10 protein-coding genes and 1 pseudogene are annotated in these 20,135 nt (G+C 53.5%); all 11 read left to right on the forward strand.

Features of this window, described 5'->3' with window-relative positions:
• Positions 1-274 precede the first annotated feature (274 nt).
• Positions 275-469 (forward strand): annotated as a pseudogene (locus DWW03_RS16780) (hypothetical protein); the annotation flags it as partial.
• Positions 470-725: 256 nt separating this feature from the next.
• A complete protein-coding gene (locus tag DWW03_RS11690; protein WP_259301992.1) occupies positions 726-1,424 on the forward strand; it encodes an IS110 family transposase in 699 nt (232 codons plus the stop codon).
• A gap of 159 nt (positions 1,425-1,583) precedes the next feature.
• Positions 1,584-5,873, forward strand: coding sequence for a two-component regulator propeller domain-containing protein (locus tag DWW03_RS11695; RefSeq protein WP_022061229.1), 4,290 nt, complete (start codon positions 1,584-1,586; stop codon positions 5,871-5,873).
• A gap of 378 nt (positions 5,874-6,251) precedes the next feature.
• Complete coding sequence (locus DWW03_RS11700; RefSeq protein ID WP_014774949.1) at positions 6,252-7,526, forward strand: PKD domain-containing protein; 1,275 nt, start codon at positions 6,252-6,254, stop codon at positions 7,524-7,526.
• A gap of 19 nt (positions 7,527-7,545) precedes the next feature.
• Positions 7,546-10,677: a SusC/RagA family TonB-linked outer membrane protein gene (locus DWW03_RS11705; protein WP_009598391.1), complete on the forward strand. Its 3,132-nt coding sequence runs from the start codon at positions 7,546-7,548 to the stop codon at positions 10,675-10,677.
• Between the two features lie 13 nt (positions 10,678-10,690).
• Positions 10,691-12,274 (forward strand): RagB/SusD family nutrient uptake outer membrane protein, encoded by a 1,584-nt coding sequence (locus tag DWW03_RS11710; protein ID WP_022061230.1) that lies wholly within the window; start codon positions 10,691-10,693, stop codon positions 12,272-12,274.
• 30 nt (positions 12,275-12,304) lie between these two features.
• Positions 12,305-13,450 (forward strand): hypothetical protein, encoded by a 1,146-nt coding sequence (locus DWW03_RS11715; protein WP_014774950.1) that lies wholly within the window; start codon positions 12,305-12,307, stop codon positions 13,448-13,450.
• The gene (locus tag DWW03_RS11720; RefSeq protein WP_138266175.1) at positions 13,426-15,315 is read left to right on the forward strand and encodes a hypothetical protein; all 1,890 of its coding nucleotides are present in this window, start codon (positions 13,426-13,428) and stop codon (positions 15,313-15,315) included. Before DWW03_RS11715 ends, DWW03_RS11720 begins: the two co-directional genes overlap by 25 nt.
• Entirely contained in the window at positions 15,305-17,128 is a 1,824-nt protein-coding gene (locus DWW03_RS11725) for a hypothetical protein (protein ID WP_014774952.1), read from the forward strand. The genes DWW03_RS11720 and DWW03_RS11725 overlap by 11 nt, the downstream gene beginning before the upstream one ends.
• Positions 17,112-18,077: an alpha/beta hydrolase gene (locus DWW03_RS11730; RefSeq protein WP_009598405.1), complete on the forward strand. Its 966-nt coding sequence runs from the start codon at positions 17,112-17,114 to the stop codon at positions 18,075-18,077. Before DWW03_RS11725 ends, DWW03_RS11730 begins: the two co-directional genes overlap by 17 nt.
• Positions 18,078-18,084: 7 nt before the next feature.
• A complete protein-coding gene (locus DWW03_RS11735; protein ID WP_022061232.1) occupies positions 18,085-20,133 on the forward strand; it encodes a hypothetical protein in 2,049 nt (682 codons plus the stop codon).
• Positions 20,134-20,135 lie beyond the last annotated feature (2 nt).

Raw genomic sequence — 20,135 nt, forward strand, 5'->3', positions numbered from 1 at the left:
TGTTTATCTTTAATTATCAATCACTGTAAACCTTTTTCAGGACGGGACAGCCCGGACGGTTGTAATATTGCACCGGGAACAGCCCCAGTCCCGGAAGCCGTAATGGAGGATTTTCGGAACTTCGGTCAGAGATTCTCCGCCGCGGATTTTTCCCATCGCCAGATGGGAGCGAGCTGTACCTTTGTATGCCGAAAAACTTTTCGGCATACAAAAGGTGCTCGCTCTGCGAGGTTGGGTGGCGTTCCCGAGTCACGCCACTTAAACTACCAGATTGATGACAACCACGAAAAAGAGGATCGGACGCCCGACAACGACAGATCCCAGAGTCCACAGGTATAATTTCAAACTCACGACGGAAGAGAATATCCGCTTTAAGCAGATGCTTTGTAAGGCTGGACTGGAGCATAATCGGAGCCAATTTATCGTCAAAAGAATCTTCAACGAGGAGTTCGTCGTTATCAAACGCGACCGAAGATATAGTTCAAATTATTCAATTTCCCTGTTTTGAGTTCTTCAATCTTTGGTCATACATTGTTAAACAATTGAATTGATTTTGGAGTATCAAGCATGAAGTAAGACAGAGCTTTTATTGGTTTTAGAAACCGTTTATGACGTTCCGTCCCCATGCATTGCATCTTAAAGCTGAACTGTTCGTGAAGTCGAGTAGAGTCCATGTCCGCGACGATGGTTTTACAAGATGTAATTTTCACTTAAAGTTTTTTATTATGGTTTACAGAGGTATCGATATCAGCAAGAGCAGTTTCGTAGCGGCTTATCCATCAACGAACGGCAACCCTACTAAGACTTTCCCTAACACAACCGCGGGAATGCGTGAGCTCATCGGTACGCTTGCTGTCGCTGAGCATCATTGCGTTATGGAAGCTACCAGCAATTACGGCTGCTGCTGTACCTGCTACATCAGAACGGTATTGCCGTCAGTTTTGCCCCCCCCCCCAAAAAAAAAGCAGATCAAGCATTTTTCCCGAATGATGATGCCCGTTACCAAAACCGACGAAAAAGACGCCTACATGATCGCCATGTACGGGGAGAAGATGAATCCTCCCATCTACAAAATGCCCTCGCAGGCTACAATACGGATCCTTACCACCGAAGGGTTTACCTACTTTGACAATGCAAAGCAACTATCCCGCTTCATCGGAATATGTCCAACCTATCAACAATCAAGAACATCCGTAAATATCAGAGAACATATCAACCGGAATGACGATGAACGTCTGCGATCTTTACTCTATATTGCCTTTTGGACTGCCTTGCGTTACAATAGTCGGGAGTGTTATATCCGATTAAAGGCAAATGAAAAACCATTCAAAGTAGCTCTGATTGCTGTGACTAACAAACTCGTCAGGCCTGTTCTTACCATTACTACAATCAACTCAATATATCGATGGATTTGTCCCGGCTAAAAAATAATCTTCGGTTCTTTTTTTATCTTTTTACTTAATTATTTGCTTTTTAATACATTTCCTCATAAATATTCGTTGGCTTTGCCTGCTTCCACTTGGAAAATACGAATTTTGAAGAATTGAAGATTTATCTTAACTTTCGAAAAAATTTCATGCGACGTGCGATTTATTCCCTCCATCCTCCGGTCGTTTCCGTTCAATGTCATGTTGTACTTCGTCGGATTCTTATCTCCGCCGCTCCCCGCCGCTGCCGCCTCCTATGACCGAATCCAGACCCTCTCGATGGACGAAGGACTCCCGCACAGCGACGTAAATGCGATTACGCAAGATCGTGACGGCTATCTTTGGTTCGCGACATTCAGCGGGCTGAGTAAATACGACGGATACAGACTCCAAACCTTTCGGACCGACAATTCCGACCTCACCAGCGACCGGATACTCTGCCTATTCGTCGCCCGGGATTCGTCCCTTTATATCGGAACCGAATCCGGAGGGCTGAACCGTTACGATCCGGTGTCCGAAACGATATTTCCGGTCGCCGAAGAGCCGACAACCTCTGCAGACCAGGTGATCAACAACATTTTCGAAGATCGAAAAGGTACCGTATGGGTCTGTCGAAACGACGGATTGGGGTACCTCACACTCCGAGGAGCAACCACTTATCTGCATGTCAAGAACCGATGGAGAGGATTCTACATACAGTGCGGAACCGCCTTGGATTCTTGCAGACTGCTACTGTCGACCGATGCCGGCCCCGTCATCTATAACCCCGAAACCGAGGAGATACAAAATATCCTCCGGGATGAAATCAAAACCCGCTGTTTCTCGATGCAGTCTTTCGCAGACGGCAAAATCGCGCTTTCCGGAGGATGGGGCGTTCGGATCTATGATCCGAAAACCGACGACCTACAGAGAATCTGTGACTTCTCATCCCGGGTCACGACGCAGGACAATCACGGAAACATCTGGGTCGGAAGTTTCAACCGGGGACTGTACAAATACGACCGGAATGGTATTAAGATTGTTCACTACCACCCCAAACTCCCCATTCCTCATGCCGTCAACTCCTTTGAGATCAGCGCACTGTTCGAGGATCGTTCCGGGGTGCTTTGGATCGGAACGATCGGCGGCGGCTTGAGTAGGCTCAATGTCGTCGAAAAACATATCGAATGCTATACCGAAGCGCAGGGCTTGTGTGAAAATCGGATCATCACGTTCCTCGAAGCCCGCGACGGAATACTTTGGGTCAGCACACATGGCGGCATCAATCTGTTTAATCGAAGTTCCGCAACTTTCCGGGAGCTGCGCATAAATGGATTGCCGAGCATCCAATTTGCAACCGTATCAGCCTTCTTTATGGCCGAAAACGGCGACATCTGGCTCGGAACGTGGGACAAAGGATTGTGGGTCATCGACAGCCGGGATATCGACCGGGCGATACAGACCGGTCAGGTCCGGGCCCGACAACTCAAACATCCGGTCATCGACGGGGAATTGTCCGTGTTCCGAATCGTTGAAGATCGCGACAGACACCTGTGGATCAGCTCGAACCGGGGATGTTTCGAATACATTCCATCCCACGGGGATTTCAAAACCGGGCAGTGGATCAACTATACCCACAACGGAGATGATCCCAATTCGTTATGCTCCAATTTCACGACGGACATCTACCCCGATACCGTCACCGACAATAAGACCATCTGGATCGGAACCCGCTCGGGGCTGAACCGAATCGTATTCGATGCCGACGGCAAGGCGAACTGCCAGCGAATCGAACTCGCCGCTACGAACGCCCGTGAACGGAAGGTGTGTAGTTCCGATGCCTTCATCTCGACGATTCACTGTGACCGGAAGGAGGGGGGTCTTTGGATCGCAACGATCGGCGAAGGTCTCTTCCTTATGACCGAAGGTCGTTGCGGCGGGAAAACGCCCCGTTTCAGCTGTTTCGACACATCCAACTCCCGGTTCTTCAATAACGAACTGGAGAGCCTGCAGGAGGACGACCACGGAGCCTTCTGGATCGGCGGCTACGGAATCACCCGCTTCGATCCCCGGGATCACTCGATCCGGCATTTTACGGTAAAGGACCAATTGCAGAGCAACTCCTTCAAAATCTGGGCATCGTACAGACTCCGCAACGGCGAGATGGTTTTCGGAGGCGTAAAGGGGTTCAACATTTTCCATCCGGACAGCATCACCGACAACGACATCCGCCCGCGCACGGCCATCTCCCGGCTTAAGATTCGGAATCAGACCGTCTCGGCCGGAGATTCCGTTTGCGGACGCGTCGTCCTGCCGCGCGCCATCAACCGGCTCAACAAACTCGACCTCTCCTACAACTGCAACAACCTCACCTTCGAATTTTCGGCCTTCGCCTACGTCGATCCCAAGTACAATACCTATAAATATAGAATGGAGAATTTCGACACCGACTGGAACTACACCAGCGGACTGTCGCCTCAAGCCGTCTATACCAACTTGCGCCCGGGCAGCTACCGGCTGGTCGTATATGCCTCGAACGAAGACGGATACTGGTCTCAGGCCCCTGCGGTGCTCGAAATCACGATACGTCCGCCCGTCTATGCCACACGCTTGGCCTGGCTTTGCTACATTGCGCTAACCATCCTTTTTCTCTACAGATGGCACCGCCGTTCACTGCGAAAACTACAGGAGCGCCACCAGATAGAGCTCGAACGCAACAAATACTATGAAGAGCAGAAGAGCAGCGCCAACATGCTACAGTTCTATACCGATATCGCCCACGAGCTCAAGACGCCGCTCTCGCTGATTACAGCCCCAGTCGAAGAGCTGCTCTTGAATCCGCATATCGGAAAAACGACGCGCAACAGACTGGAACTCGTCAACCGCAATGCGGGGGCATTGAAGACCCTGCTGGAACAAATCCTCGACTTGCGCAAATACGAAAGCCACAAAATGGAACTCGCGGCTGTGCAAACCGATGCGTCGGAATTCCTCCGCGGTATAGCCGAACTGTTCAAGCCGTTGGCCGACCAACTTCAGATACAGTTCTCGCAGGAGATTCCGAACGATCCGCTCATACTCTGGATCGATCGTCGGAAAATGGAGATCGTTATCGCTAATTTGCTCTACAACGCATTCAAATACAGTCGGAAAAGTTCAGGGAAAGTGAATCTCGTCTGTGAAGAGCAACAGCTGTCGGTAACCATTTCGGTGGAAGATAATGGAATCGGAATAGCCCGGGATGAACAGTCCCGGATCTTCGAACGTTTTTACCAGGCTCGAAACAACAACTCGCCGCAAAAAAGCATCGGCATCGGACTCTCCCTGGTCAAGCATATCGTTACTCTGCATCATGGAGAAATTGAAGTCGCATCCGAATTGAACGTTGGTTCGCTCTTCCGGGTCCGGATCCCGAAGGGATGTGCGCACCTCGCTCCCGAACAGATCAAAGATTCCGACAAGGTCCCGGGTCGGCCATTTCAGAATCTCCCGATAGGGATGGATTCCGCGCTGTCGGACTTCGGTGACGATCAATTCGAATCGGAGATGGCGGCGGAAACCGCAATCGGGAACGATCGTGGAATGCAGTGCGGGCTCCTGGAAGAAAATACGCGCCACGGAGCAGCTGCATCTGATGGAAAAAGAGTTTCGATTCTCGTGGCCGAGGACAATACCGCCTTGCGGGATTATCTTCGAAGCGCGCTGGAGAACCGATACAACGTCTCGACGGCACGAAATGGAGAGGAGGCTTATTGTCAGGCAATCAATGAACAGCCCGATCTGGTGCTTACAGACATCGTCATGCCGGGAATGTCGGGAATCGAACTTTGCCGCAAAATCAAGGAGAATTCCCGGACTTCGGCAATCGGGGTCATTCTACTTACGGCCCACAATCTGCAGAACTACGAAGTATCCGGATACCGTGTCGGAGCCGACGCTTATGTAGCAAAACCGTTCTCCCTTGAAGTGCTCTTCTCCCGTATCGACAACCTTGTTGCCCGACAGAATAAAATCCACAAAAACAGTCAACCTATAAAGGAGATTCCCATTTCAGAAGTCGCTGTGGAGAAATCCGAAGATCTCTTCCTTGTCAAATGTACCGAAACCATCGAGACCGAAATAGCCGATCCGCGATTTGACGTCCTACAGCTTTGCCGCAAAATCGGCGTGTCACGATCGCAGCTCTACCGGCGTATTCTTGCCCTCACGGGGTTGACGCCCATACAATTCATTCGCAGCATCCGGCTAAAGCACGCTGCATCATTCCTTGCCCAAGACGGAACACTTCCTGTCAATGAGGTAATGTATCGCGTAGGGTACACCAATCTCAGCCACTTCGCCAAAATCTTCCATGAGGAATTCGGACTCTACCCCAAGGAGTTCGCCCTCCGGAACCGGAGCAAAACGGGAAAAGTGGACTCCGCGTCGGAAATCTTCTCCAAAAACGAGCCCGAGACGCAGAAATGACCCCGGACGATTTTCTCAAATAAATTAAAAAATACTTTTCCCGTCATCCGTGTATTTTGAGACATTTGCGTTGATTTTTAGGTTTTTTAATAGTTTCCTTTGCATCAGCTGCACCAAATGCGGCAATTTGAAAACCTAAACTAAATCAATGCAAATGAATCATTTTCTCTCTCCATGCTCTATCCGCCGGGGTCGGATCATCCGATCCGCCTCCTTTGGGCCCGGAAGTCTCACCGGGCAGAATCCGAATATTCCGAGGAATACATATCTTGAGAATATGATTCCATGATTCGGACAGGGACGCCGGAATTCTTCATGCAAGAAAGCACTCCGGATTCCCTGACCGAAAAAATACCTACATTCCAAAAACTGCGAACCATGAAACAGCTATTCTTTCATCTCGTGCCGGTTCTTGCCTTTGGGTTGGTACTGGCTGCTTGTGACAACGATTCGGACGAGTGGACACAACCTTACGAATTCGCTTGGAGCTACGGCGCGGAATCACAATTCAGCGTCGGGAAACCCGCTACATTTACGGACCTTTCGCTCGGGGTCGAAACCCGCGAGTGGAGTTTCGAAGACGCAACACCTGCGACCTCCACGGATCCCGAACCGAGCGTCGTATTCAATTCGAAAGGCATAAAGACGGTAACCCTTACAATCCATTTTCTCAACGGTCAGGTGCAGTCCGAATCGTTCGACATTGAGGTATTTTACCCGCTTTCGGCTCGGATCAAAGCCTTGGAACTTACACCGAAAGGCTGTATTCGGCTCGATACCCCCGTCTCGTTCGGCCTTACCGAAGTCGAGGGTAATCCGACATCCTACCAATGGACATTCGAAGGCGGTACGCCTTCCTCGTCGACTGATCCCGCCCCAGTGGTCACCTGGACTTCGGCCAACAAAAACGGAGCCCGAATCTCCTGCAGACTCACTCGGGCCGACGACGGAATGACAACTACCGTCGAACAGACTTTTATTGTCGGAAACTATCCAATGCTGCACCCCATTCCCGAGAAGGATTATGATCCCTGGCGGTTCGAACTTTCGTCCATTGGAAAATGGACGCTCTGGAACACGACCACTTCCGCGGATGATCTGACGACTAACACCTCCATCGTCAGCGGCGGGGCCGATGGCTCGAAGCAGGCCCTCAAGGTAACGCTCAAACCGGGAGTCATCTATCAGTTGTTCACGCGAGACAACTGGGTTTGCAACGCCCAACTCGTTGCCGGACAAAAATATGAAGTCTCCTTCTGGCAGAAAACGGATGCCGCGGAGGGTTCGCTTATCGTCTTGACGGGCATCTATAACAATCTGCCCTCCTGGTCTTGGAATGAATACCTCCAGGTACTTGCGAGTGACCACTGGAGCATCTACTTCCCCGATATTCCTTTCGAGGAACAGGTGGAAGAGATGTTCGGAATTTGGAGTAATATCGAATATCCGCTTACCGAAACGATCACACTCCCGGCATCTCCGGAGCTGATGCCTTCCGCAGAGTGGAAACAGGTCCGGTTCGAATTCACGGCCACAAGCGCCAAATACGAATCGTTGCTGAACACCTATCCCCAATTCGCTCTTCTGTCAGCCGGCTCCGCTGATGTAAACTGGTATTTGGACGACATACAAATCAATCTTATCGAAGAATAACCCGAATAAACTATTCGCTATGAAACGATTCGTTTTCTTACTGGCCGGCTTGCTGCTCATTGCTTCGAGTCTCCGGGCCCAGACCTCCGTCAGCGGTACGATTACCTCCCCGGACGGAAAGCCTGTCGCCGGCGCGTCGATAATCATCGAAGGCAGCACCGTCGGTGCCACGTCCGATGCCAAGGGTTTCTATCGGATCAAAGTCCGTTCATCCAAAGATATTCTCGTCTTCAACTTCCTCGGGTACCGGGAGGTTCGCGAATCCGTCGGGCAGCGATCCCTGATCGATGTCGTACTCTCACCCTCCGACCTTCAGATAGACGACGTCGTTGTAGTCGGTTACGGTGCCCTACGGAAAAAGGACATGACCGGAGCTGTTGCCTCGATCAAGGCCGATGCCTTCGAAAACCGGGTACTTTTCTCCGTTGACGACGCTTTAGCCGGCGGAGTGGCCGGTCTGATGGTCAACTCCTCATCCGGAAAACCCGGCTCGGAGTCGAGCATGCTTATCCGCGGTGCAAACTCCCTGACCGGCTCCACTGCCCCGCTGATTGTCCTTGACGGATTCCCGCTCTTCGATGTCAGCACCTCCACCGGGGGTGGCATAGACGGATATGACACCGGCATGTCCTCGCTCTCGATGATAAACCCCGACGATATCGCTTCGATCGAAGTGCTAAAAGACGCCTCGGCAACGGCAATATATGGTAACCGCGGAGCCAACGGAGTCATTCTCATTACCACCAAACGAGGCCGGGGCGACAGCGGAAAGATCCAATACAACACCTACTTCGGATTTCAACAGATGAATAAGCGGTATGACATGATGGATTTTCGCCAGTACGCCGCCTATCAGGTTGATCGAAACTCCTCGAACAACCACCTGTTCACGGACCCTATCACCATGCAACCCCGCACAATCGGAGACGTACAGTCGCGGGACTGGCAGGATGAAATCTTTCGTACCGGATTTATTCAAAACCATTCGCTATCTATTTCACACTCTACTGAAAAAACGAGTATGTTCGTCTCCGGTTCCTACATGCAGAACAAATCGGTCCTCATCGCCACGAATTGGCAGAAACTCACGGCTAAAGCTACGATCGACCACCGATTCACGGATTTTATACGCACGGGTGTCGATATCGGCTATAACCGAATCGTCGACGACGGAGTGCCGACCGGCGGCGAAGGCACGTCCCAGGTTGCAGGCGTCATCACTTCGGCCCTGACGGCTCTTCCTTTCGAATTCGACGAAACGACTCAGGCCTATTTCCGCCGTGCAGGCGTCTCGCAGTCCTCGCTCGACTCTTATATCGACAACTATCACGGGAATCCGGTCAACATCGCCAATGAGACCGAACTCACCAAACGCATCAACCGAATGATGCTCAATGCCTATGTCGAGGCCGACATCCTTAAGAATCTGACCTTGCGCATCACGGCAGGATATGACAGTTATTCGCTCAAAGACCGCCAGTTCTATCCCACCTCGACGCCCCGCGGCTACTTTTACAAGGGGCAGGGTATCATCGGCAGTTCTGAATCCGGAAGTTGGATCAACGAAAACACGCTCACCTGGAAGCCCGTATTCGGGAAACACCGTCTCAATGTCCTCGTCGGCATGACTGAACAAGGATACACGAACTTCTACGATCGCAGCGAAACCACTCAATACGAATACGAGGATCTCGGATCGAATAATGCCCAGATGGCTAAAGTTTTCAACGTCTACTCCAGCAAGGAGCAGGTCCGGTATGTCTCGCTCATCGGTCGAATTAACTACTCATACGACAACCGTTACATTGCCACTTTCACCCTCCGCCGCGATGCTACCTCGCGCTTCATCAACGACAAGTGGGGTACGTTTCTCTCCGGTGCATTAGCCTGGAACATCGACAGCGAAAGATTCATGCAGAATCAAAATACCGTCAGCGCCCTCAAACTGCGTCTGAGTCTGGGCGAGGTTGGCAACTCAAATGTCCCCACCTCGGGCTCCTACTCGCAGCTCTACGGAACGAACTACTCCTTCGGAACCATTGAGACCATCGGGCAGTCTTCTTTGTCTATTGCTAATGAAAACCTCTCCTGGGAGACCACTCGCGAAGTGAACGCAGGATTGGAGGTCGGGTTATGGAACGACCGGCTGAAATTCACGGCAGACTTCTATGACAAGGTTACCCGGGACCTGTTGCTTGAGGCTCCCGTTGTTAACATCGTCGGATTCGACAAGGCATGGCAGAATATCGGCAAAATGCGCAACCGCGGTATCGAGTTGAGCCTGAACGCCCAGTTGATCAACCACAAGAATTTCAAATGGAATTTCTTCGCCAACTTCGCCCGCAACAAGACCAAAATTCTTGAACTCGGCCAGGGCGGAGCCCCGATCCTGCTGGGTGTCACTTGTCTGAGCGGTCAGAATGCCGTCATCCTGCAAGAGGGCGGAGAGATCGGAGACATATACGGATACGTCACCAAAGGTGTCTATGGACTAAATGATTTCGAAATCGACGGAATAACGCCGAAGCCTGATGTCGCCGTCGAAACCGGAGCCGAAAAACCCGGGGCCATGCGCTTCGCCGACCTGTACAAGGACGAAAAGATTACATCCGACGACCGGACCGTAATCGGAAACTCGACACCCGATTTCTTCGGAGCCTTCGGCACGAACTTCACCTGGAAGAACCTCGACCTCAACCTCTCGTTCCAATATTCATACGGAGGCAACGTCTACAACGCAAACTACAATCAGCTCGCAGCGTTCACCGGAACCACGAACAACCAAATGGCATTCTTCGAGGAGCGTTGGTCGCCCCGGAACCTTGCAAGCACGCAATACTCCACGATGACGAACGGAGCGGTCTGCTCGGCATTCGTCGAAGATGCCTCGTTTCTGCGGCTCCGCTCTGCACGGATCAGCTACACCTGTCCGCGCAAATGGTTCGGCCCTAACAGCCACATCGGCTCGATCAAGTTCTATATCGCCGGAGAAAACCTCTTCGTCCTCACTCGATACTCGGGCTACGACCCCGAGGTGTACTCCAACCAAGGTTCCAGCAGCATGAGCAATATCCTCACGTCGGGCTTCGACTACGGCTGCTTCCCCCGCCCGCGCACCTTCACCGCAGGTATTAACATTCTGTTCCAGTAAAACGATCTCCATCATGAAAAAGTTCATCACCTCCGCATACTCGCGACTCGGCCGCTTTGTCGTTATCGCGGTTGCAGGCTGTATCTTCTCGGCGTGCAGCGACTTCCTCGATGTCCCCCTCGAAAGTACCGTGGCGACCTCCAACTTTTACAAGACTGCCGAAGAGTTCGACATGGGACTCACGGGCGTTTATAACATGCTGCTCTCGGCCGAATGGGCCAATGGCGACCGATACGGGTCCTATTTTCAGGGTTTCCTCATCCTTGGGCGCGTCGGAACCGATGAGATGATCATTCCGACCAACATCGACGGAAACGAGACAGAACTCTGCAACTACACCTACACCCCTTCGCATCGCTACATCTCCCGAACATGGTATGTCCAGTATCGCGGGATACAACGCGCCTGCGTTATCATAGACCGTCTGACTGACACCGATATCGGCAATGAAAGCGAGAAGAAACGGATTCTCGGCGAAGCCTATTTCCTGCGGGCCTTCTACTACTTCCATCTGGTAAGGCTTTTCGGTGAGGTGCCGATCATCAACCACGAAGTTACCGATCTCACAATGGTGCAGACTGAAAAGTCTTCCGTGGCCCAAGTCTACGAACAAATCGTCAGTGATCTGAAACTAGCCATCGGGAACCTTCCGGTGTCGAATGCGAACGGCCGGGCTCACTACTACGCAGCCAAAGCCCTGCTCGGCAAGGTCTATTTGCAAATGGCCGGCGAACCTTTGGAAGACTCCAAAGCTGCGGCTTTAGCCGAAGTCGAACTCAACGAGGTTATCCAGAGCGGTCGTTTTGAGCTCGTGAAGGATTATTTCAGTCTGTTCGATGCGTCGAACGAATACAGTTCCGAATACCTATTCGATGTCGAGTTTGCCAACAACGGTACAACCACCTACGGAGGCCAGGTCGGAACTATCGATGGTGTTCAGACCCCCAATAACCTCTATTGGTCTGCGGTATGGAGTACCCAGGAGTTCTATGAAACGTACGATCCCGCCGATCTGCGCCGCGACAACATAGCTCGCTTCAAATATGTTTACGACGACAATCAGAATCTCGTCAAGGAGGATCTCAGTTCCGAACCGATCTACTACGCCTACAAGTTCCGCCATGCCCTGACTGAGGAGGGACGGGGGCCGGGATGGGCAAACTGGGCAAATCCGATCAACTTTCCGATCATCCGTTATGCCGACGTGTTGCTGATGTATGCCGAAGCCGTTTGGCGGGCTCACGAAGTTCCTTCGCCCGAAGCGCTCGAATATGTCAACCAGGTGCGACGCCGTGGTTTCGGAGTCGATATCAAGACTCCGAATGAAGCGGTTGATCTGAAGATGATGGACGGCGACAAGTTCGCCGAGGCCCTGCTCGCCGAGCGTAGTTTCGAACTCTGCTTCGAGGGACAGCGCTGGTACGATCTGGTCCGCTTCGGAAAACTTGAGGAAGGCGTGAAGAAACTGGCCAAGTATTCGAGCGTGGCGACCTCCCAGGCGCAGAACTTCCAACCCAAACACGTAATCTTCCCCATTCCGCAGGATGTTATCGACGCCTCGAATGGGAAGATCGAACAGAATCCGCTTTGGAAATAAAACCCGATCCTTCATTCAAATTACGAAACCATGAAAACACATGCATTATACGTCGCTGGTGCCGCTCTGATGATCGCACTGTCGTCCTGTGACCGCGATCTTGACCTCGCGCATGCCTACAACAACGGTTCCAGTTCGAAACCCTACGAATTCGATGCGGATTTCAATCCGGATGATTACACCGATTTTGGAACGTTCGTCGTCGGTGACCGCAACATCTGTTGGCAGGATCCCCACATTCCCCGGTATATGCTCTGGCTTGACGGAAAGATCTCCGTCGGGAAATACGATGATTCGGGACTGTTTACGACCTACTGGTCTGCGGACAATTCCCTGCGACAGGTATCCGCCAGTCCCTGGCTCGATGAGAACGTCAATGCCTTGACCTCCGATATGGAGGTCTTTGGCAAGTGCATCGAACCCGTATCCGGATTTTACGACGGCGGCGCATGGTTCATCGGCGTGCATAAACTCATGGACGGTCGGTTGGCCGGATTCTTCCATGCCGAGAGCCATTGGCCCGGAGTCTCCGCCGCCTATAAGTCCATTGGCGTCACCTATTCCTCGGACAACGGACTGACCTGGGAAACGGGCAGACGGATCCTTTCCGGAACCGACCCCAAACCCGAAAATCCCGCCGGGCAGGGTGAGTCCTACGGCTTGGGAGACGGGTGCGTAGTTTGGAACGACGCGCGCAAAGTCTGGATATGCTACTACTCGGGCTATTGCGATGACCCCGGAAACTACATGATCACGATGGCCTGTTCGGAGGATCCGGCCGGAGCTGCCGGAACCTGGAAAAAATGGGATGGCAAAGCATTCACCGTCGAAGGCTGCAACGGGCAGACACAACTCGGCGGCGCAAACATCAAGATCGCCAATCTCGATACCTATGCCGGCGGAAATCCGTCGGTCATGTGGAACCACTACATAGGCAAATGGGTGATGGTCTATCATTCGTGGAGCCGACGCATTTGTCTTTCGACGAGTGCCGACGGTATTGCGTGGGAGGCCCCTATATCCCTCAATCTGGGTGAGGAGGAGGCCATGTATCCCAACCTGATCAGTGAAGAGGGAGATCAAACCGGGGGACAGGCTGTCCGCATGTATTATGCTGCAGACATGAATGATCTCGGACAACGCAGTCTCGCATGGAGAAAGGTCGTATTTTATTGATGTTTGGAATGTCGATCCGAAAATTCATCATTCTTTCCGCGCTGATCGTTTCCGGATGCATTTCGCATCCGGAAACGATTGCCATCGACTTCGATTCCGGAACGGAGGACTATACGCCTCTTGTACGCAAGATCCTTGCGGAGCATCCAGCCGGTGAGGTCACAATCCGATTCGGAGCGGGGACGTTCGACTTCTATCCCGAACAGGCGGCCGGCAGCTATCTCTGCGTTTCGAACAACGACAACGGCTATAAACGCTGCGCTTTTCTGCTCGAGGAGATGCGACGTGTACGGATCGAAGGGGCTGGAGAAAAAACCCAGTTGAGATTTCACGGCGCAATCGTTCCGTTCCGCGTCGCTCGATGCGAACAGATCGTTTTCGAGGCTTTCACGATCGATTGCGACGCATCGTTCATCTTCGAAGGCCTCGTCGTTGGTAACGATCCTCGTACGCACAGCATCACGCTCCGTCCGCTCGATCCGGAACGTTTCGAGATCCGGAGCGGGGAACCCTGGTTTACGGGCTACGACTGGGCGAGTCCGTTCGGTGAAAATATTTTGTTCGATCCCGGAACCCGTTCGCCCTACTATCAGGCCGAACAGTACGAACACGATCAAAAAAAAACGCTGCAGGCCGAATGGATCGGCGATTCGCTTGTCCGTCTGAGCGGCTACTCGTCTCGGGAGCTGCCTCCTGTGGGAAGCGTCTATACGGATAAAGGCCCCCATTCGACTAACCGCCGCTATCCGGGATTCTCGTTTTACAAGTCGGCCGGTGTTGAAGTCCGGAACGTCACGCTTCACGATTCGGGCGGCATGGCGCTGATCGCCGAGAACTGTCGCGACGTCGTCTGCTCGCAATACCGGGTTGAAGTCCCGCCTCAAAGCGGCCGGATGGTCTCTGCATCGGCCGATGCCACTCATTTCGTCGGATGTTCGGGAAAAATAGTGCTCCGGGCCTGCCGGTTCGAAAGCATGCTCGACGATGCCACGAACATTCACGGTGTTTACATGACGGTTGTGGATCGGTTTTCCGGGAACCGGTTTGGGGCCAGTTTTGGGCACTTTCAGCAGGAGGGTTTCGATTTTGCCGAACAAGGTGATTCGCTCGTCTTCATCGATCGTGCCGATCTGGGGGTACTCGGCTGCGGACGAGTCGAGGAGGTGAACCACGTGAATGAAAACTATTACATCATTCGAACCGGATTCGACCTGAGTGCAATTCCGGACTCGGTGCACATTGCCGTCGGGAACCGCGCGGCCGATGCCGATGTCGAAATATCGGAATGCACGGTTCGTTATAATCGCGCCCGGAGTTTTCTGCTTTCGACTCCGGGCGACGTATGCGTCGAAAACAGTGATCTTTCTTCAATGATGGCCGGAATACGCATTTGCGGTGACGCCAACTACTGGTTCGAATCGGGACGTACGCGCAACGTCGTGATCCGTAACAACCGATTCGGCACGATGGCTACCGGCGGCCGGTCTCCCCAGGCCGTTCTGCAGATCGACCCCGTTATTTCGCATGATGCCCGGAGCGGGGGGACTCCGTATCACGGATGTATCCGTTTCGAAGGAAACCTCGTGGAGTCGTTCGACAACCAGTTGATTTATGCTCTCTCGGTCGATTCGCTCGTCATCAGCAGGAACCGGTTCGTCGATTCCCGCCGGTTTGAGCCCCGGTTCGCCGGTCTCTCGGTCATCGATGCCCAGCACTGCCGCAGCGTCACAGTCCGGAACAATGACTTCTCCGGGTGGAAGGAAAATTCGACAATCAGTCTGGTCGACTGTTCCGAGCATTGTTTGGAGGGTGAAGAGATGCCTCGAATGGTTGAGAATCCTAATCCGTACTTCTATGAAAATTAGTCGATACATCCTCCCGATTCTCGCGACCGCATGGATCGGAAGCGTTTCATCCCGGCCGTTCGGAGATACGCTTCGGATGCGAGATTTCGGTGCGTTGCCCGATTCGGGAGAGGATGCTTCCGAAGCCTTGCGAAAAGCCGTCGCTACCATCGGAAAGCGGGAAATCCCCACCGTATTGTGTTTCGAGTCGGGGCGGTACGATTTCCATGCCCCTGAGGGGCAGGACGACCGGGTGAACATCGTGGCAAGACTCCGCGGCATTCGGGATTTAATAATCGACGGCGGTGGCGCTGAATTCATCGCACACGGGCGTTTGATGCTTTTCTTGGCTGAGGAGTGCGAAAGACTGACGATTCGCAATTTCTCGCTCGACTGGGAACGCCCCTATATCACACAGGCTTCGATCGTTGCTCTTGGGGACGGCCATGTTGACCTGGCTATCGATCGGAAACGTTATCCCTACCACATCGAAAAGGGGCGGATCCGCTTTACGGATGAGACTTGGGAGCGTGAAATCGATCCCGAAAGTTATTCTACGGCTTACGATCCGCAAAGCGGTGCGGTGCTTTACGGTACCCGGGACTGTCCTCTCTCGGACCGCAATGCAGTCTTCCGCGGCGAAGCCCGTGAAATCGCTCCGGACACGGTCCGCTTCTTCGGGACGGTCGACCGTCCCCTGCCGATCGGTACGGAACTCGCTCTTTACCATGGGCGGTATTTGTCCAACGCTATGACGGTGGTGAACTGCAGGAATGTCTGCTTCGAAAAAATCGACCTGCGCCATTCTCCCGGAATGGGCGTTTACGGACTCCGCAGCGAGAACATCCTGCTCAAGGCGGTTTGTACGGTCGTCAATCGTTCCGAAAAGCGTCGGTTCAGCTGTGCTGCCGATGCGTTCCACTTTACCAACTGCCGCGGATTGATCGAACTTGACGGCTGCAACTGCAACGGACAGGGTGACGATGCCTTGAACATACACGGCATCTATGCCCGGATAGTCGCTGTTTCGAAAGACCGGAAACAGATTGAGTTGTTCGGAGTCCGGTTCCCGGCAGAACGGGTGTTCAAAGCCGATGATGAGATCTGGCCGATTGTACGAACGACCGGATCTCGGGGGGCCCGGAACCGCATTGAACGCATTGTCAGGAAAAGCAGCAAGCGGCTTGTTGTCGCCTTGCGTGAGCCGCTCGATAAAACATTCAGGGAAGACGATTTTATCGAAAACGCCTCGTGGTATGCCAACGTATCGATTCACGATTGCTACTTCGGGCGAGCCAACCGCGCCCGCGGCATCTTGCTCACCACTCCCGGAAAGGTTGTCGTACATAACAACCGCTTCATGACGGCCGGAACGGCAATTCTCATCGAAGGAGATACCGACTACTGGTTCGAATCGGGCGCCGTGTGCGACATGGATATCCATGACAACCTTTTCGAGAACTGCGGCACTTCGGCTTCGAACAACGGCGGATCCGGCTGGGGCGAAGCCCTCATCAGCATCACTCCCTCTTTCCGTCCGGCAGACGAAAGCAGCCCGGTCTATCATCGCAATATCCGGATCCGCAACAACCGCATTCTCACTTATGACCGTCCGCTGCTCCACGCCCGATCGGTTGAGGGACTGCAGTTCGTGGCAAACTGTGTCGAACAAACATACGATTTCCCCGCCACAGCCGCACAACGCCAATCATTCTGCCTTGAGGGGTGTCGAAATGTGCGCATCGCCGAGAACCGGTTTATCGGCTACGGCAAACCCGATTTCGAACTGATCCATATGAACCCAAATAATATCTGTCATGAAAAAGCGAAATAAGAAAATCATTGCTGCACTGAGCGCAATCTTCGGGCTGCTTGTCATCGGGGCATTGTGCTGGAGTTTCGTACTCTGTTACAGGACACTCCATCCGCCCCGCCTGACCGATCTCAGCTGGCTCACCCGGCAATATCCTCATACCACAGAATGGCTCGACAGCATCCGCAGCAACGGATTGCTGCATGATATCGTACGGTTGAATGCCGACGGAGAGCGACTCCATGCCCGGTGGCTATGGGCTCCGGAGCCTACCGAAAAGACCGCCGTGCTCTTTCATGGCTATCAGGGTTCGGCGGAAACCATGCTCATGATCGGCTATCTCTTCAACCATGATTTCGGATTCAATGTTCTGATTCCCGATCTGCGCGGTCATGGGCAAAGCGAACCTTCGGCCATCAGCATGGGGTGGACTGAACGAACGGAAGTGGTGGACTGGATCCGAACGGCAGATTCGCTTTTCGGCGGCAATACGCAGATCGTCCTGTACGGCGTTTCGATGGGTGCCGCCACTACGATGATCGCCGCTGCCGAAGAGTCGCTGCCCGCATGTGTCCGCTGTGCCGTGGAGGATTGTGGCTACACTTCAACCCGGGATATCTTTGCCGATTCTTGGGAGAAGCAGTGCCGACTGCCGCTCTTTCCGCTCTTCCATCTATCGGACCTTTGGTGCCGGATCCTCTACGGATGGAGTTTCGCAAAGGCTTCTCCGCTCGATGCCGTGCACCGATGCAGGTTGCCTATGTTGTTCATTCACGGCGACAAGGACTCGGTCGTCCCTGTGGAAATGGTTCACCGGCTGTACGAAGCGAAAATCGGAGACAAGGAACTCTGGATACTTTCCGGCGTCGATCATGGTGCCGCCTATCTCCACGATCCGCAGATATATGCGCAGCGCGTCCGCACATTCGTGGAGCACTGGTTCGAATGCCCCGCCATCCTTGAACAATGAAATGACAATGAAAAAACTGCTGTTCCTTCTTTTTTGCACCGGGCTCGGACTTCCTGTTGCAGGACAACGCTGGCAGATTGATCCGGACGGAGGCATCGTCTGGAGACCCGGAAACGATACGCCCCACAGGGATCATCTCGAAATGACCGGCGAGCAGATCTCGACGGTTCTCCGCTGGGTTGTGGATGACCGAGGAGCCTTTCGCGTCGAACGTTCGCTGATCTTCCCGCTGTTACGTGTCCGTCCCAATGATACGCATGCCAGTCTGATGTGCCGCGTGGCCACGGATATTCCCTCGCTGTTGGCCGTGAATACCTCCGCCTCGGGTTTCAATGCTTCGGCCCTGCAGTTCGAACGGGTCGAAAAGATCGTCATAGACGGTACGGTCCGGGTCTTTAGTCAATGGAGTTTTAATGCCGTGGGGGCCGGATACGAGGAGGTGGAGCATCCGGCTCCGGTCTTGGCCATGGAGCGCACGATCTTTCCTTCGCCGACACAACCCGCCCTCTGTGAACGGTATCTTATCCGCAACATCGGTTCGCAAACGCTGGAGATTTCCATCCCAGAGTTTTCGCAAATCGTGACGACCCCTTCGGAACGAGGCATTACGGGCGGCTACGTCATTCGGGCCGAATTGCTCGATGCCGGAATCCGCATACTGCAGCCCGGAGATTCGACCGTGGTGGATGCCCTCTTCCGGGCTTGTCGAGTCGGAGAGACACTTCCGCCCGCAGATGTCGGAGCCGAACTCCGCTCTCGTAGGGAGTTCGTGTCTGCAATCTCGGACAAACTGGTCCTGGAGACCCCGGATCCGGTAGTCGACACGGAATTCCGCTTTGCCAAGATCCGGGCTGCCGAAAGCATTATCAAGACCCGCGGCGGCTACATGCATGCTCCGGGCGGCGAATGTTACTACGCGGCTATTTGGGCCAACGATCAGGCCGAATACGTCAACCCTTTTTTCCCAATGCTCGGATACGACATCGGGAATCGATCGGCACTCAACGCATTCCGCCACTTCGCCCGTTTCATGAATGCTGAATACCGGCCTATTCCTAGTTCGATCATCGCCGAGGGCGACGACATCTGGAACGGGGCCGGCGATCGAGGCGATGCCGCGATGATCGCATACGGCGCTGCGCGCTACGCCTTGGCCCGCGGGGAACGGAACGAAGCCGAAGAGCTGTGGCCTTTGGTGGAATGGTGTCTCGAATACTGCCGGCGCAAACTCACTCCCGAAGGGGTCGTCGCTTCCGATACCGATGAATTGGAGGGCCGATTCCCTGCCGGCAAGGCCAATCTCTGTACATCGACACTCTATTATGATGCCTTGCGGTCGGCCGTCTATCTCGGACAGGAGCTCGGATGTCCGCGTGAAACGCTGCGAGTTTACAAACGGCAGACTTCGGAGCTCGCTGAGGCGATTGAATGCCATTTCGGCGCCACGGTTGCCGGATACGAAACTTACCGCTATTTCGATGGCTGTACGAAACTCCGCTCGTGGATATGCATGCCGTTGATCGCCGGGTTGCAAAACCGCAGCGAAGGGACTGTTCGGGCGCTGCTCGGAAAAGAGCTGATGACCGAAAACGGCCTCCTCACCGAACAGGGCAGTTCGACCTTCTGGGACCGTTCGACCCTTTATGCTCTGCGGGGAATCTACATCGCCGGGCAGGCCGACCGTGCAACGGAATTCCTCAGTCATTATGCCCGGCGCAGACTCCTGGGCGATCATGTTCCCTATCCGATCGAAGCATGGCCCGAGGGCTCTCAACGCCACTTGGCCGCCGAAAGCGGGCTTTTCTGCCGCGTTATCACCGAGGGATTGTTCGGGATTCGCCCCACCGGGTTCAGGAGCTTCGATCTTACCCCTTCAATGCCTTCCGGATGGAATCGCATGGCGTTGCGGCACATTCGGGCCTTTGAAAACAACTTCGACCTTGTCATCGAGAAACAGCCGGACGGGTTTCTGCGAGTCACGCTTGCGATTTCGGGACGCAATCCCCGAGCTTTCCGGCTTCGACAGGGAGCGTCCCTGCGTATCAAACTTCCATAATT

Source organism: Alistipes sp. AF14-19 (genome assembly GCF_003461645.1).
Classification (GTDB): domain Bacteria; phylum Bacteroidota; class Bacteroidia; order Bacteroidales; family Rikenellaceae; genus Alistipes; species Alistipes shahii.